General features: G+C 36.6%; 15 protein-coding genes. 8 read left to right on the top strand and 7 right to left on the bottom strand.

The annotated features are described in order from the left end of the window. Positions 1-19 precede the first annotated feature (19 nt). Positions 20-2,404 carry a DNA polymerase II gene (locus tag OC457_RS06340; RefSeq protein ID WP_080174695.1) on the top strand — a complete coding sequence of 795 codons (2,385 nt, stop codon included), beginning with the start codon at positions 20-22 and terminating at the stop codon, positions 2,402-2,404. A 50-nt stretch (positions 2,405-2,454) separates the two neighbouring features. Here the strand turns inward: OC457_RS06340 and OC457_RS06345 are convergent, their stop codons facing one another. After that, entirely contained in the window at positions 2,455-2,772 is a 318-nt protein-coding gene (locus OC457_RS06345) for a hypothetical protein (RefSeq protein ID WP_080174696.1), read from the bottom strand. A gap of 266 nt (positions 2,773-3,038) precedes the next feature. On the opposite strand from OC457_RS06345, the gene OC457_RS06350 reads away from it, so the two are divergent. After that, entirely contained in the window at positions 3,039-3,314 is a 276-nt protein-coding gene (locus OC457_RS06350; protein WP_080174697.1) for a DUF1289 domain-containing protein, read from the top strand. Between the two features lie 49 nt (positions 3,315-3,363). Here the strand turns inward: OC457_RS06350 and rplY are convergent, their stop codons facing one another. Together rplY and gss are read right to left on the bottom strand one after the other, a co-directional pair. After that, positions 3,364-3,642 (bottom strand): 50S ribosomal protein L25, encoded by a 279-nt coding sequence (gene rplY / locus OC457_RS06355; RefSeq protein ID WP_036794333.1) that lies wholly within the window; start codon positions 3,640-3,642, stop codon positions 3,364-3,366. A gap of 380 nt (positions 3,643-4,022) precedes the next feature. Continuing rightward, entirely contained in the window at positions 4,023-5,903 is a 1,881-nt protein-coding gene (gene gss, locus OC457_RS06360; protein ID WP_080174698.1) for a bifunctional glutathionylspermidine amidase/synthase, read from the bottom strand. A 356-nt stretch (positions 5,904-6,259) separates the two neighbouring features. Here gss and OC457_RS06365 point away from each other — a divergent pair, with 356 nt between their 5' ends. Next, positions 6,260-6,484, top strand: a complete 225-nt coding sequence (locus OC457_RS06365; RefSeq protein WP_080174699.1) for an amphi-Trp domain-containing protein — start codon at positions 6,260-6,262, stop codon at positions 6,482-6,484. 68 nt (positions 6,485-6,552) lie between these two features. After that, positions 6,553-6,903, top strand: a complete 351-nt coding sequence (locus OC457_RS06370; protein WP_080174700.1) for a hypothetical protein — start codon at positions 6,553-6,555, stop codon at positions 6,901-6,903. 67 nt (positions 6,904-6,970) lie between these two features. Here OC457_RS06370 and OC457_RS06375 read toward each other — a convergent pair whose 3' ends face one another. After that, positions 6,971-8,713: a DEAD/DEAH box helicase gene (locus OC457_RS06375; protein WP_080174701.1), complete on the bottom strand. Its 1,743-nt coding sequence runs from the start codon at positions 8,711-8,713 to the stop codon at positions 6,971-6,973. Positions 8,714-9,009: 296 nt separating this feature from the next. On the opposite strand from OC457_RS06375, the gene OC457_RS06380 reads away from it, so the two are divergent. Then, complete coding sequence (locus tag OC457_RS06380; protein ID WP_080174702.1) at positions 9,010-9,600, top strand: NlpC/P60 family protein; 591 nt, start codon at positions 9,010-9,012, stop codon at positions 9,598-9,600. Positions 9,601-9,670: 70 nt separating this feature from the next. Here OC457_RS06380 and OC457_RS06385 read toward each other — a convergent pair whose 3' ends face one another. Further along, positions 9,671-10,630, bottom strand: a complete 960-nt coding sequence (locus OC457_RS06385; protein WP_080174703.1) for a DUF3137 domain-containing protein — start codon at positions 10,628-10,630, stop codon at positions 9,671-9,673. A gap of 222 nt (positions 10,631-10,852) precedes the next feature. Then, on the bottom strand, positions 10,853-11,347 hold the full coding sequence (locus OC457_RS06390; RefSeq protein ID WP_080174704.1) for a GNAT family N-acetyltransferase: 495 nt from the start codon (positions 11,345-11,347) through the stop codon (positions 10,853-10,855). A 305-nt stretch (positions 11,348-11,652) separates the two neighbouring features. Here OC457_RS06390 and rsuA point away from each other — a divergent pair, with 305 nt between their 5' ends. From rsuA to OC457_RS06405, 3 genes are all read left to right on the top strand, one after another. Continuing rightward, positions 11,653-12,351, top strand: a complete 699-nt coding sequence (gene rsuA, locus OC457_RS06395; protein ID WP_080174705.1) for a 16S rRNA pseudouridine(516) synthase RsuA — start codon at positions 11,653-11,655, stop codon at positions 12,349-12,351. 227 nt (positions 12,352-12,578) lie between these two features. Beyond that, positions 12,579-13,769, top strand: coding sequence for a Bcr/CflA family multidrug efflux MFS transporter (locus tag OC457_RS06400; RefSeq protein ID WP_080174706.1), 1,191 nt, complete (start codon positions 12,579-12,581; stop codon positions 13,767-13,769). Positions 13,770-13,814: 45 nt separating this feature from the next. Beyond that, positions 13,815-14,468: a DUF2913 family protein gene (locus tag OC457_RS06405; RefSeq protein ID WP_080174707.1), complete on the top strand. Its 654-nt coding sequence runs from the start codon at positions 13,815-13,817 to the stop codon at positions 14,466-14,468. Between the two features lie 90 nt (positions 14,469-14,558). Here OC457_RS06405 and OC457_RS06410 read toward each other — a convergent pair whose 3' ends face one another. After that, positions 14,559-15,722 carry an MFS transporter gene (locus OC457_RS06410; RefSeq protein ID WP_080174708.1) on the bottom strand — a complete coding sequence of 388 codons (1,164 nt, stop codon included), beginning with the start codon at positions 15,720-15,722 and terminating at the stop codon, positions 14,559-14,561. Positions 15,723-15,758 lie beyond the last annotated feature (36 nt).

The following is a 15,758-nucleotide window of genomic DNA, read 5'->3' on the forward strand; positions in this document are numbered from 1 at the left end:
ATGTTAGATTGAGGTTTCTTTGCAGTCACATTCAACTGGGTTTGTATTAACTCGTCAAAGTCGAGATATAAAAGGACAAACGGAAATTGTTCTGTGGGTTAAAACGGCTACGGGACCGTGTCGATTATCTATTGTTGGTGATAAACCCGTATTATTTATCTGTGCGAGTCAGCAATCACAGGCTATGGAAATTATTCGATCGACTGCTATTCAAGTACAGTGGAAACCGTTAACGCTAAAAACATTTCAGCATCAGAATATCGTTGGTTGCTATAGCGATACCATTCGTGACAATTATATTATTAGTAAAAGTTTACAAGCAGAGGGAATTCAGCCATTTGAAGCGGATATTCGTTTAGCAGACCGTTTTTTGATGGAACGTTTTATTCGTGGAGGGTTAGTTTTTACGGGCGAAATAAAACCGCGTAATGGGTATCACGACGTATTGTTTACTAAAGCCAAAGCTGCAGACTATATTCCTGATCTTACCGTAGTATCGTTAGACATTGAATGTTCAGAGAAAGGCGTTTTATATTCCATTGGTTGTCATAGCCAGATGGATAGCCGTGTCATCATGGTTGGAGAACAGCCTACTGATTATCAAGTTCGTGATGAACTGCATATTGAATGGGTAACAGACGAAAAAGCGTTATTGTTAGCATTAGAAGCATGGTTTATTGAGTATGATCCAGACATTATTATTGGCTGGAACGTGATTGATTTTGATTTTCGATTACTGTTACATCGTGCAGAATGGAATAAAATTAGTCTTCGTATTGGTCGTGGCAAGCAAACACCGCATTATCGACGTTCTACGCAAAATGCTAATCAAGGTTTTATTAGTGTGCCCGGACGAGTAGTGATGGATGGTATCGATACATTAAAAACCGCGACTTATAATTTTCGTTCATGGTCATTAGAAGCTGTTGCTCAAGAGCTATTAGGCGAAGGTAAAGCTATTCATAATGTGCATGATCGTATGGCTGAAATTAACCATATGTTCAAGCATGATAAATTATCATTGGCTAAATATAACCTTCAAGACTGTAAACTTGTTACTCGTATTTTTAAACATACCCATCTATTAGAATTTGCCATAGAACGAAGTCGTCTTACGGGAGTTGAGCTTGATCGTATTGGCGGTTCAGTTGCCGCATTTACTAATCTTTATATGCCACAGTTACACCGAGCGGGGTATATTGCACCTAATCTTGAAAGTGAAAATTGGATTGCGAGCCCTGGCGGTTATGTGATGGACTCTAAGCCTGGGTTATATGACTCGGTATTAGTGTTAGATTTTAAATCGTTGTATCCCTCAATTATTCGCTCATTTAGAATCGATCCAATGGGATTAGTTGAAGGCTTATTATTAGAAGAGGGAAAAGCTGAACATCAAGCCATTGCTGGTTTTCGTGGTGGTCAATTTCATCGAACACGTCATTTTTTACCTGAGATGATTGAATCGTTATGGGCTGCCCGTGATCGCGCTAAACGAGATGGAGATAAAGCCTTTTCACAAGCAATTAAGATCATCATGAATTCATTTTATGGAGTATTAGGCTCATCTGGCTGCCGTTTCTTTGATCATCGTTTAGCATCATCGATTACCATGCGTGGTCATGAGATCATGAAGTTAACCCGTGAGTTAATTGAAGCGAAAGGCTATGAAGTGATTTATGGCGATACCGATTCGACCTTTGTATCACTTAAAAAAGCACATTCTCAGACAGATGCTAATATAATTGGCGATACTTTAGTGGGTCATATCAATCAGTGGTGGCAACAGCATCTTCAGCAGCAATATGGTTTAGTATCAGCGCTTGAAATTGAATATGAAACCCATTATCACAAGTTCTTAATGCCGACTATTCGTGGTCAAGAAACAGGTAGTAAAAAGCGTTATGCAGGACTTGTGTGGCGAGGTAATAGTGAGCAAATGGTATTTAAAGGTTTGGAAACAGTGCGTACAGACTGGACACCATTAGCTCAACATTTTCAACAAACACTATATTCAATGGTCTTTCATGATATTGATGTTGATGATTATGTGCGTGATTATACGAATCGAACTTTAGCAGGGGAGTTTGATGATCAATTAGTTTACCGTAAGCGCTTACGTCGTAATTTAGATGATTATCAGAAAAATATTCCGCCCCAAGTTCGTGCCGCGAGATTGGCCGATGAAATGAATGCTAAGCTAGGGCGCCCATTGCAATATCAACAAAAAGGGGCGATAGAATATGTGTTTACAACCTCAGGGGCTGAACCGATTGAATATCGTCAGAGTGCAATCGATTATAATCATTATTTAGAAAAACAATTAAAACCTGTTGCTGATGGTATTCTTATTTTTATTGGTAAATCGTTTGATAATATAACGGCATCACAGTTAGGTTTATTTTAGTCAGTTAATGAAAACGCGCTATTTAAGCGCGCTTCTATTTAAGCTTATAGTTAATCAAAATAAATGACATGTTTTACGGTATCGCTACTTGCTAAAATAGGGTCAAAATTAATAACGCCGCGATTTTGAGTACAAATTTTATAAACATTATCACATTCAAAAATGGCTAAAATCTCATCATTTGCACGAAAAACATCTGGTGGTAATTTTCCTATCTCACCAATACATTCAACGCCCTCATGGGTCCAAACTAATTTTTGAATACGTTTATTCGTCGTAGGTGTTGGGGCTGACACATGCTCTGCAATTGATGAATAAACCGATTGTGCTTGATCAATATTTTTAGCTAATGGTACGAAAAAATCCATGGTTCCCTCCAGTTAATGCATTTATTATTTTATAGATAAATGAACGCATTTAAGTGATAAATAATTATCTACCGTGACAATATTTATAACCTTAGCAGAATTAGCGGCTAAAAATCAATACAACAAAATAACAATTAATACTTACAATAAACATAACACGGTCATTTTAGTAACATTATTATGTGTATTTATATGATTTAAATACAACTATAGATGAATGGTTTATGCTCAAGAAAGGAGCGTTGAATAATAAAGAGTGAAATAGCATGGAACAGCTGGATTTTTTTGATGTGCCAAGTCCTTGTGTTGGCTGCTGTCAGGTTAATAATCGAGGCTATTGCAAGGGGTGTTATCGCAGTCGAGAAGAACGATTCTTTTGGCAAAATATGACAGCAGATCAAAAAATTAAAGTGATAAAATTATGTCGACAGCGCTATTTACGCATTATGCGTCGTCAACGACATAATAATATTCAAGAGATTAATAACCCGTCACCACAGCAACAATTTATTTTTGATGATATTCATAAATTCGAGATATAAAAAAAGCACTCCGAAGAGTGCTTTTCTGAAGAGTTTTATGAACACGCAATTAGATGCGTTTAAAGTCCATGTGCTCAACCTTTGGCTTGTACACGTGACGTTGGATGTCTTGAGGCTTAACCTTAACTTCCTGGCCATCGATTACAAGAACAAAACCTTCGTAGAACTCAGGCTTATCCATTTGGTTGATGATATCACTGTGCTTAAGAGTGATAGCTACTGGTGCAGCTTCGCCACCGTAAACGATTGCAGGGAAGTGCTCAGTAAGACGTAGGCGGCGGCTCGCACCTTTACCAAGGTCTGTACGTACAATTGCATTAAATTTCATAATCAATACTCTTTGATTTAATTAATTCACTAAGTAATGCGACCTTACTTAGCGTCGTAAAACGAGGGCGCATACTAACAATCAAAACAAGAACATGCAAGCATATTAAGTGTAATATTATTTTTTTTATTTGCCTAAGGAATGGTTGGTTAAGATATCAGCGTTTAGACGTTTTTTCATAGATAAAGAACGCCTCTTTATAATAAAGAATGACTGCATAAAAATTATATCAAGACGAATAAAAATATTATTGATTGTTACTTTAATATTGATTTTTTGAGAGTGTTATAATTACTCTTAGTATTAAATAAAGCCGTGTTATGATCTTTTTAATGTAAAAGATCATTAACACGGCTTTTTTGATTTTAACAATTAAAGCGTTATAGATTATTTAGAAATGCACTGTCTTCTAGAACAATTAATGGTTCAATATCACTGTCTTTTTTGATGACTAATGAATTATCAGAACGCAAACAAACACCACCGTAATTACCATCAACAGTAAAAGTACATACTTGAATATATTTATTAGCGACTTTTGGTAAACACCATAATTGCTGATAAATGTTCTTCTGGTCGTTAAATTGACCATCGGTTTTATCTAATACTGATTCATTATGGCTGACTAAATCGATATTACTGCCGCAACGCCCAGCAATTGGCTTAATTGCATAGCCTGTTTTACTGAGTTCATCGGTGATATGAAAATCAGTATCTAATAAGTAATGATGATGAGGGAATAAAGACCACAATACGGGTAGAATAGCTTTATTACTTGGGATCACTGTCCATAATGGTTCAAATACTTTTATTTCAGGGCGTAATAACACGTCAATCAAACGTACTTTTGTATCAGGATAGCCCGTGTGAATCGGCACTGCTGCATATTCGGTACAGCGAACTTCACGCACTTGATCTATAGCTGTTTCCCACGCCCATGTTTTCCAAACGCATTCAATTAGGCGCTCATTATCATCAATTAATTGACCTGCTGGATTCCAATGAATACCGTCTAAGCCTTTAAGTATTTTGCTTTCAATTCCTGCTAAGGTCAGTGCTTTTTGCATGAATAAGGCATGATAATCTTCCTCGTCGTCATCATCTTGCATAATATGGACGAAGGAATATTGTTGACTATATTTCCATACACTCGCAAGTTCATTGAGTAAGTCTTCTGCTGGGCTATTTTCTGCAATATCGCCACCTTGTTCTGCCCATTTTTGAATAATTAAACAGGCCTCAGTATGGCAAGATGCTGAGTCAGCGTTGTATTCGTAAACCTTTAAGCCATTTTCATCCATGCAGAAATCTAAACGCCCAGTTAACATACTATGGCGGTGTTTTTGCCACGATAAACGCAATCGTGGCCATAGAATTTTCGGTATATCAAACAGTGCTAATAAATTATCATCTTGCAGTACTTTATCTGTTGCGTGTAAGTACATCAGATGCAATTCATTAGTCGCTTTAGCCAACTCTTGTTCTGCACTTTCTGAAATAGTGAAATAACGGTAGATATCATCATTGAGTAACTTGTTGGCATTAACGCGTGAATACGTTTGTTCTAGCTCGTCATTGCTATCTAACCAATTGGTTTCAAACTGACTGCTATTTAATCGCCAAGCAGCTTGAATGTTAAGTAATTCAGGCTCAGGTGAAGGTTGGGGTAGGCTATATGTTGTATCAGTATTGTAAGCCACCCAACCTAAAATTTCAGTATCATCAAAGGTATCTTCAATGGTGTAACAACCATCTTCAACATGCAAGGCTAGTTCGCGAGTCCATTGTTGACCTAATGGTAATGGCACAAAAGTTACATTTTGTTCAGCAATCATTACCTTATCATTTTCAATATGAGTAATAACAGCAACGTGGCCTGTGTCTTGAAATTCCCCCCCTTTTTGCCAAATCAATAATGAACCAACAACGGGTTTTTGGCGTGAACCGTTTTCAAACGCATATAAAGGTAAAATTTTATCATTAACTACTTGGCGTAAAAAACGTAACGAGAAAATTTCATATGCCATACTGACGTCGGTAAATACCAATCCATAGTTGATATATAAAAAACGGCGCGCAAACTCAACACATTGCCACTTATACCCCATGTATTCACCATGAATGTAACTCCTCATTGCAGAGGCATCAGCATATTCATCTTCATTTATCGTACTGTAATCAGAAGAATAAATAGCGATCCCCCCAGCAGCATAACCGAGTAAAGTACCGAAAGGAGCATTATTGGAATTATCTGTATTCATGATCTTGGCCTAGTTGATGGTTTAACCTTTTACGACCGATGATGTGGCTCAAATATTGAGCGTCATTAAATGCATACGCATCAGGGGGAGTGTTGAAAATAAAGGTTTTTCTCTAAGCTAAAACTTTTATGAAGTGTTTTCAATACAGAACATAGGGTTGTAAATATATTTCAATGATATGGTCGTTTGATGCAATGTGACGGGTATTGATAATAGTTAAAAATAGAAGCATAGTCGCAGTTTGGACGTTTATTTTTTCTTATGATTAGAGAATGATGTATTGCGTTAAAAGAGCCATAGCGATGCTTGTCGCCGTTTAACGTTATGAGTTGTGATATATGAAGGGATCTGAAAAAATGACAAATAAAAAAGAGAGAGATATTGAAAAGCACTACTCAAATACTGAATTTGTGGCTAAATTACGTCGTTTAGCTGATGCGGTAGAAAGTGGAACCCGTTTTGATATTCAAATTGCAGGTGAGCGTATTTATGTACCTGTTCGTGCTGAATATAGCATAGAGCATGAACGTGAAGGCAACGAAGAAGAAATCGAATTTCAAATTAAGTGGCGCAACGATTAGTAAGAATAAAACAAAAATAAACGTCTACACTTGAACTGTAATTATGCAGGTTAATGGTAGAGGTTTATATGTTAAAAATTGCATTTATAACAGTGTTTATAGTGGGTTCTTTGCAAGTTTTTGCCGCAAAGCCTATGGATGATGCTATTACTGCTATGTGTGATAATTTAAAAAAGTGCACTCTTAAACATTTATCAATGAAGCAAGATGTTGATGATGAAGCTAAGTCATTAATTATTGGTGCATTTGATAGAAAATGTAATACGATGAAAAGTCATTATCATCACTATATAGAGGACAAACCTGCACTTCATGATGATGCCGTTGCATGTATTCATCGCTTATCAACAACAAGTTGTGACGATTTATTGAATAATAAAGCAGATACAAATTGTTTGGTATTTACAAAAGATAAATAATAATGGTCAATTTGAATAAAAGAAGAGACGCTAAAAGTTTGGCATCTTATTCTTATAATTGTTATATCTACTTTTGATACTGATCCAAATCGAACAATTTATCGCGGATCGCCCAGAAGCGGCCGCTTTTACGCGCAATAATAATTTCTGGTGGGCGTAATCGATGTTCATTATTTGCCACTTTTGTCGGGGCGGTATCAGTAAAGGGGCGATGCCTATCCACTAAGTGCGGATTAATGAACTTGGTGAGAAAATCACTTTTTTGGGTCTTGGTTGATAACTGCCAAATCTCGTTAATTTCATTGTCTTCTTCGCCAATATAAACCACTTTCAATTGTGGCTTACCAAACTTATTCTTACCCGGCTCTAAACGCATATCGGTGCATTTCATGATCATTGCATCCTTGAGCTTTAATGCTTCACGTAGCTTTTTATCGGGATCAACCATTACTGCATCGCATTGGTGACAGCGGCGAGCAGCAATGTCATTATCTGCGCCACATTCTTCGCAATATTTAGCACGAAAACGGTAGCCACACTCCTCACGCTCGCCTGTGTCATCATCTTCAAAATAGCCTTGGCAGCGACGACCATAATGTTCAACTAAAAAACCAGCAGGATCGAGTTTACCCCAAAAGCTATTGTTGAAACCACAGGCAGGGCAGGGAACCATAACAACTTCGCTGTCGCCATTTGGTTTAGGATCGCCCACTTCAGGTTGGTATAAATCGTAACAGTTACCCGCATATTCTAAGATCAAACAGTCTTTTTTACCTTCAAATAAACGTAAGCCACGACCGACAATTTGTTGATAAAGGCTAATAGATTCAGTAGGGCGTAATATGGCAATTAAATCAACATGGGGGGCATCAAACCCTGTTGTTAATACAGAGACGTTAACAAGGTATTTGATTTTTTGATCTTTGAAATCATTGATAATACGATCGCGTTCATCAAGGGGCGTATCACCGATAACCAGGGCCGCATTTTCATGAGCAAGATAGCCCATTATCTCCTGAGCATGATTGACGGTTGAAGCAAAGATCATAATACCACGGCGATCTTTGGCATAATCAATCACTTGTTCAATGATCATTGGGGTTGCACGGCCTGATTGTTCGATCACGCTATCTAGATCAGATTCTTTATAATGACCTGTGTTCGAAGGTGTTAGTGATGAGAAATCATAACCTAATACAGCCATATCCATCACTTTAGGCTCTGTTAAAAAGCCTTCATCAAGTAAGTAACGAATTGGTAATTCAAAAATACAATCACGAAAGAAGCGTTCGGTTTCAGTTTTGACTTGACCACGAGTATGGTATTTGTAAATCCACCCAGTGCCTAAGCGATAGGGGGTGGCGGTTAACCCAAGCACTTTAATATTAGGATTTATCGTTTGTACATGTTTGATAACTTTGCGATAGGCGCTGTTTTCATCATCAGGCACACGATGGCATTCATCGATAACTAATAAAGAAAATTGTTCCTTAAATTTATCAAGGCTATTTGCCATTGACTGAACAGAAGCAAAGACCACTTGCTGATCGGTTTCTTTACGTCCTAAGCCAGCAGAAAAAATAGCAGCTTTTAAGCCATAACTTTCGTATTTGGCGTGGTTTTGTTCTACTAGCTCTTTAACGTGGGTTAACACCAATACACGACCACGAGCAATACGGGCAAGCTCTGCGACTACAAGGCTTTTACCTGCGCCTGTTGGTAGAGCTAATACTGCTGGGGTGTTGTGTTTACGAAAATAGTGGATAGTCGCGTTAACACTGTCTTGCTGATAAGGACGAAGGGTATACATAGAAACTATTCTGGGGTAACTGAAAACGTAACTAGTGTACATTTAACCAGTGATTTGGCAAGAGACAACAGCAGCTTAAATTAAAGATCTATGGGTTAAGTAAGAGTAAAAATAAGATAAGTTAAACCAGCATATAATAATATAAACTGTCAAGGGAATTAGCGTTGTTTCGTTAATAAAGAGGATGGTTGTTATTGAATTTATATATTGCATAAATAGAGCAATAGAGGAAGTAATAATAATGTTACATTGTAACTTAGCTATGATTTTTATTTATAATTAAAAAATTACGACCAATGTTTTATATTTTTAGAATTATTATTATTTTATCGGCATTTTTTTCATGGTATGCCGCAGCTTCTACAACGCGAACGACAGCACATACAATTGTGCATCATTCTCGTATTTATCGACATTATATACATAAAAAAAGGCAACAACATACATTATACCATAAGCATTATTTACGTAAGAGCTATCATCGAACAACATTGCAAGAACGGCGACATGTGCGATTGGTGAAACGTAAAATTTTTCATGCATATTATGGATGGAAAGGAACACCTTATCATTTTGGTGGTTCAAGCCACCGAGGGATTGATTGTTCTGCCTTTGTAATGAAGATGTATCGGCAAGTATTTCATCGTGATTTGCCTCGAACAACGTTAGGGCAAGTCAAATTAGGGCGACGGATTCGTAGAGGTCAAGCGAGGTTAGGAGATTTAGTATTCTTTAAAACGGGTCGAAATGAACGTCATGTAGGGATTTATCTTTCTAATGGTGATTTTATGAACTCAGCGAGCTCTCGTGGAGTGTCTATTTCAAATTTACACCATATTTTTTGGAAACGACATTTTTGGCAAATTCGACGGCTAGTTACTATTTAGTTAGTCTGTTATGAAAAACGGAAGCTTTTTAGCTTCCGTTTTTTTATGGTTGAGGATTTATGGCGAGTCTTTATGGTTTTGTCCATATTTGAGTATTAAGATCGAGTTCGTCAACAATGTTAATAACAAACTTTAGATCATAATAAATAGCGGCAATAAAAGTTAAAGAATCAGCTTGCTGGAATAATTTAGGTTCAAAATAATTTTTAGAACTAGATATTGCAATATAGAGATGATCGTCGACGAATGAGAAAGCTATCGTATGATCTGAGCGATTACTAAAATTGATTAGTCGCTGTATCATTGCCGGCGATAATAAGTATTGAGCTTCAGTTTGATCATTACTATAGACATTAAACAGTTGAGAAAATTCAGGATCGTTAAGGATCACTTGTTGTTGGTTATTACTAAATATATCGGATAGTTTCTGATCTGTAGCTGAAAAAATATTATGGTCATTAGGGATAATAGTTGTTTGACCTGAAAAGTGTTTATTGGCATCAGCAACAAAAAAAAGCCCTTTAAAAATAGTATGCCATTGATCTTGGTTTTTACCGCTGTTATCACGGCTTTGGGTTTTGTATTCAGTGTGTAATTCTGAAAAGCGTAAATAAGTTTTGTCTATTTGACCTTCAATAAAATCTTCTCCACGATAGCGATCATAATGACGACCAAAGAGAGCACTATTTTTATAATCTTGCTTATTTATGCATTGTGTCGGTTGGTAATTAAAGCTGTTATCAATTGAACTAATGAGTTTGGTAATTATTTTATGCTTATAATCTTTTTTATATTGATCCCAACGTTTGTTGTATAAGCGGTGCATTACGATGGCGATAATAATCGAAAAAATAATGCCAAATGCTTGTAGATTAAACATAAAACTTAGTGGAATGGTAATAATAGCAAAACCTAACCCAAGCAATAATGATAACCAATATTGTTTTATAACTTTTTTACGATCATGATCAAGCGCTTCAAGTTGAGGCTTTAGGTGAGTTTCATAAAGTACAGTAAGTTTGCTGTCCATGAATATTTATATCCTACTGCTTAAATAAGTGTGTCGTATTAATGTTAGTGTTTTTAGTGTCGATAATTTTAAATAACGGTAACATTATTATTTCCTCTATATAAACTAATAGGTAAGATCACGGCTGTTATTATCTATACGAAATCTATCCTTTAGTTATAACGAAAAAAGCCTTGTAAAAACAAGGCTTAAATGAAAATTAATCGTTATTATTTATTATGTTCAAGAGGCGATAGTGGCTGGTATATGAGATTCAGTTAGATTTTTCGTCATCATACAAAATTGACGGCGAGGCGTAAAACCATGCTTTTCATAGAAATTGCGAGCACCAGCATTGCCGATATTAACTTCAAGAGATAACGCCTTGACACCATCTTGAATAACTAAGGCTTCAAGTTGGGGTAATAATTCGGTTCCAATACCATGTTGACGCCAATCTGCTTTTAAATAGAATTGATCGATTAATCCTATTTTTCCACCATGCTCAAGGCTAAAGCTATAGCTTACAATAACATGCCCAACAATATGTTTAAGACCTTGCTGTTCTACTTCAATAAACCATGCTTGTCCCAGTTTTGGGTTACTTAATAGCTGCTTTACCGCAATCATGGTTTGTTCTGCTTTTTGAGGCAAGGCTTCATAATCAAATAATTCATCTATTAATTGAAGAAACTTATTAAGTGAAGAAAGTGTTGGTGTGCTGAGAGAAATATTCATATAGAGTCCCTAAGTTAACGCCTTATCGTTGAAAGCTTTTTTGGTTACAACGTGTAAGTAAATTGTTGTTTTTTCATAGAGTAAATATCTTTTTAATTTGTAATCTAGCAGATATATGACAATTGAGTCATAGAAATGTTCATATTTTTGGTGAAATAGCACTGTATTTTATGATTTTTACTTTTTGGATAACAATAAAAGTAATATGCCTAAAGTATGAATGTATACGAAAATGAAGTTTTTAATGCATATCTGTGATTTGCTTCCTATAATACCGAATCTTTTGTAAGTAGCGGAGCCAGTCAATGAGGCTTGATAAATTCTTAGGTACCACTTTAGGTATCACCCGTAGAGAAGCAGGTAAACTTCTTCGTGATAAAATGATTGAAGTTGATGGAGAAATTGTTCGCAGTGCTTCTTTCTCTGTTGGTGACGATAACAATGTAGAATTTAACGGTCGTCCACTTCGCCTACAAGGGCCTCGTTACTTCATGTTGAATAAACCACAAGGTTTTGTGTGTTCACATGTTGACGATTTCAATCCGACTGTTTTTGTATTGTTTGATGAAGTTAGCCCTGAAAAAATGCATGTGGCAGGACGTTTAGACAGTGATACAACGGGTTTAACATTATTAACTGATGATGGCCAATGGTCACACCGTATTACTTCTCCACGTCATGTGTGTGAGAAAGTATATTTTGTAGAAACAGCTGATCCTATTGTTGCTGAAAATATTGCGCAATTTGAAGCGGGTGTACAATTAAATGGCGAAGAAGGACTTACTCGTCCAGCGAAGCTAGAAATTGTGGGCGAACGTGAAGGTGTACTAACCATTACTGAAGGTAAGTATCATCAAGTAAAGCGTATGTTTGCAGCTGTCGGTAACCGTGTTGTTGGTTTACATCGTGAGCGTGTAGGCGCACTTGAATTAGATGAAGATCTAGAACCTGGTCAATACCGTCCATTAACAGCTGAAGAGATTGCATCATTCTTAGCTAAATAATATTAGTCTTTGTTTTATATACTGAAAAAGCATAAATCTTGTTATTTGTGCTTTTTTTATAAGTTATATAAGTAAGTAAAAATTCCTTAGAATAAGATCGATTAGAAATTTTTTATTTCCTATTAGGAAAGTATGATTACTGTTTTTTTAGCGTACAATAGGAATATTATCTGTTCAATAGCAATTATATTTGACCTATTATTGTTATCTTTATAAAAAGAATCCTTATGACTCAACAAGCCACATCTAAATTGAGTTTACAGCTCATTCTCATACTCGGTGCTATTGCTGCTTTAACCCCTTTTGCTATTGATATGTATCTGCCTGCAATGCCTAACATTGCGAAAGATTTTTTAGTCTCTCCGAGTGCAGTACAAGTCACATTAACGGCTTATACGGCAGGCTTCGCTTTTGGTCAGTTAATTCATGGGCCATTAGCTGATAGTTATGGCCGACGACCAATGCTGATCGCGGGAACGATTAGCTTCTTGGTATTAACCGTTTTAGGTGCGTTGAGTACTAATATTACTGATTTAACAATTGTTCGAGTTGCACAAGGTTTTGCAGGAGCTGCGGCTGCCGTTATTATTGGTGCACTTGTACGTGATATGTTTGAACGTGAAGAATTTTCACGGACAATGTCATTTGTTACTTTGGTGATGACAATTGCGCCTTTAATTGCTCCAGTGCTTGGTGGTCATCTTTCAGTTTGGTTTGGTTGGCGTGCTGTATTTTGGGCATTAGCTATTTTTGCCGTTATTGTTTTGATTTCGATTTTATTTAAGATTAAAGAAACACTGCCGAAAGAAAAGCGTATTCCATTTCATTTGTCATCGATTATTAAAAATTACAAACGGTTATTATCAAATCCTGTTGCTTTTGGACTTATATGCTGTAGTGGTTTTTCTTTTGCGGGTATGTTTACGTTTTTAACGGCAGGCTCTTTTGTATATATTGATATTTATGGTATTAGCGTTGAGAATTTTGGCTATTACTTTTGTTTAAATATTCTTTGTATGATTCTATTTACTAGCATCAATGGCCGTTTTGTGAAACGAAAGGGTACACATTGGATGTTACGTTTTGGTTTGGTAATACAGCTGGTTGCAGGCATATTGCTACTTATTGGGCAATGGCTAGATTTAGGGTTATGGGGTGTTGTTATCCCTGTCGCTTTATTTATTGGTACATTATCTACTATTGGTAGTAATACGATGGCGTGTCTACTGTCGAGCTATCCTCAGATGGCGGGTACGGCTTCTTCTTTAGGTGGAACGTTCCGTTTTGGTATTGGTTCGATAGTGGGTGGCCTTGTAGCATTAATGCCAGACAGTAATGCATGGCCGATGGCGTTAACAATGGCATCATGTGCTATATTGTCAGGCGGTTTTTATTGGTTCCTTGCACGCACAGCCTAGAGGTTGTGTGGTGATTTGATATTTTTGGATTGTTTGAAATAAATCATGACCATTTTTTTTAATGAAATTTACAATGTAGTTAACAGTGGGTTAGTGGCTTTACAAGAGGCACAAGCAACAGGTAAAGCACAGAAGAACCCTGTCAGTGAAAGTATATTTTTAAGTGCTTGGGTAACAAAAGTACTTAAACAACATAGTTTTGATCGCTGTGTAGTGAAAACATTGCAGGAATGGCAGCAACAATCACGAACCATGGGTAAAAATGCACAGCTAAAATTGCAGTTTGAACGTTTAGCTGAGACTTACGCGAAAGTTACTGATGAGCAAGGGCAATCAACAGTTATTTCACCTGCAGTCATGACAACCTTTTATACTGCGTTAGAACAGCAAGATTGGTTAGTAACTAATGAATACGAAGTTAATCGTAAAGTGAGTCATCACACAGACGGTAAAGCATCGTTAGTGGTTTGTTCAGCGCAATATGCGGCATCAATGAATGATGAGGGTGAGTTAGTTAAACCACTATCATTGTACGTGCGTGGTAATGTGCAGCAGTTTATTGATACTGCTTATCAACATGGCATCTTGTTGTTTAAAATTACTGATTATAAATCTAAAGTTAAATTTCATGGGGAATATATAATTTACCCATTAAATACTGGCTCTCATTTACCAGAGTTACCTACTCGAACGCTATAAATCAAGTTGAATCATACACTAAGCCGCATTATTGCGGCTTAGTTGTATTTGCTATAACCCAAAAAGGACATAGATAGCATTAGCCGGCTATTATGATGACTTTATTGATAGAGCAGAGTTAAGAAAACGATGAAAGAGCGTCAGTGTTATTGCAATAATAGCGCAGATGACAAGTGTAATACCAAGATCGGCTACTATTGCCGCTTTATGTAAGCCCGCCCCAATAATGAGATAATAAAATAATCCCAGTAATGCGCCAGCACTGCCTAAATGATCACGGTAGTTATTTAATGCTGTACTTAATAAGTTAGGTAAAGCTAAACCAAATGACAAAGAGACAAAAATCATCGGTAAGAAAAACCAGATGACGTTTTGTAATAGATAAATGCCACTACTACTTATAAGTAATATAATTGACGCTAAAGTAATAATTGTTTGTGGCATTACATATCGACGTAATAATCGCATATTAAACATTGCGCCAAGAATTGAGCCTAAAGTGAGTACAGCACTGGTGTAGCCAAATAATTTAATGCTGATATTTAACTTTTCAAACATAAAAGGAGCCAGAGTGTAATAGGAGAATAATGCAATATTAAAAATGGCAACCATTAACATTATGTACCAAATATGTAGGTCTTTGAGCATTTTGATACCAACAGAGAGCAAGCTATCTCGTTGGATTTGGGGCGGTTTCGTTTCAGGTAATTGCTGTAGACTCCAACAGAGTAATACACTTGTTAGTGCTATCATGCCAATAAATGCCCATTTATAGCCACCATGAACGGTTAACCAACTGCCAACTATCATGCCAATAATCGGGCTGATTCCAATTGATGTTCCAATAATAGAAAATACACGCCCAAGCTCTGCACCTTGGTAACAATCACGAAGAATGGTTTGGGTACAGACAGAGCCAACTGCTGCGCCAAAGGCACTGCACCCAAAGCAGATAAGAAGCAGAGTAAATGTTGATACAAATAAGGTGATGGTGGCAAAGCTAATAAAAACGATCAGTCCCAGTAGTATTGAATAACGACGACCAATGATGTCACACATTCTTCCCCAAAAAACGACTCCAATAGCAAAGGCGATAAAGAACACTGACATACCTTGTGCTGCCGTTGAACCTGTGATGCCAAAATGGGTTTTAATTGAGGTTAATGCAGGGCTATACATAGTTTCGATGAGTTGTGGAAACATTAATAATGTCACTGCTAAGGGCATCGATATTTTATTAATATTATTATTCATATGATTTTTATTATTTCCATGATGTTGCTCTAAAAA

It is taken from the genome of Photobacterium toruni, from assembly GCF_024529955.1.
In the GTDB taxonomy this organism is placed as follows: Bacteria; Pseudomonadota; Gammaproteobacteria; order Enterobacterales; family Vibrionaceae; genus Photobacterium; species Photobacterium toruni.

Bases quoted from the DNA above. Each gene is read 5' to 3' on its own strand.
- rsuA (WP_080174705.1), top strand. From the start codon at position 11,653: ATGAGGCTTGATAAATTCTTAGGTACCACTTTAGGTATCACCCGTAGA.
- OC457_RS06390 (WP_080174704.1), bottom strand. From the start codon at position 11,347: ATGAATATTTCTCTCAGCACACCAACACTTTCTTCACTTAATAAGTTT.
- OC457_RS06400 (WP_080174706.1), top strand. From the start codon at position 12,579: ATGACTCAACAAGCCACATCTAAATTGAGTTTACAGCTCATTCTCATA.
- OC457_RS06385 (WP_080174703.1), bottom strand. From the start codon at position 10,630: ATGGACAGCAAACTTACTGTACTTTATGAAACTCACCTAAAGCCTCAA.
- OC457_RS06405 (WP_080174707.1), top strand. From the start codon at position 13,815: ATGACCATTTTTTTTAATGAAATTTACAATGTAGTTAACAGTGGGTTA.
- OC457_RS06365 (WP_080174699.1), top strand. From the start codon at position 6,260: ATGACAAATAAAAAAGAGAGAGATATTGAAAAGCACTACTCAAATACT.
- OC457_RS06350 (WP_080174697.1), top strand. From the start codon at position 3,039: ATGGAACAGCTGGATTTTTTTGATGTGCCAAGTCCTTGTGTTGGCTGC.
- OC457_RS06380 (WP_080174702.1), top strand. From the start codon at position 9,010: ATGTTTTATATTTTTAGAATTATTATTATTTTATCGGCATTTTTTTCA.
- OC457_RS06345 (WP_080174696.1), bottom strand. From the start codon at position 2,772: ATGGATTTTTTCGTACCATTAGCTAAAAATATTGATCAAGCACAATCG.
- OC457_RS06410 (WP_080174708.1), bottom strand. From the start codon at position 15,722: ATGAATAATAATATTAATAAAATATCGATGCCCTTAGCAGTGACATTA.
- OC457_RS06370 (WP_080174700.1), top strand. From the start codon at position 6,553: ATGTTAAAAATTGCATTTATAACAGTGTTTATAGTGGGTTCTTTGCAA.
- rplY (WP_036794333.1), bottom strand. From the start codon at position 3,642: ATGAAATTTAATGCAATTGTACGTACAGACCTTGGTAAAGGTGCGAGC.
- OC457_RS06375 (WP_080174701.1), bottom strand. From the start codon at position 8,713: ATGTATACCCTTCGTCCTTATCAGCAAGACAGTGTTAACGCGACTATC.
- gss (WP_080174698.1), bottom strand. From the start codon at position 5,903: ATGAATACAGATAATTCCAATAATGCTCCTTTCGGTACTTTACTCGGT.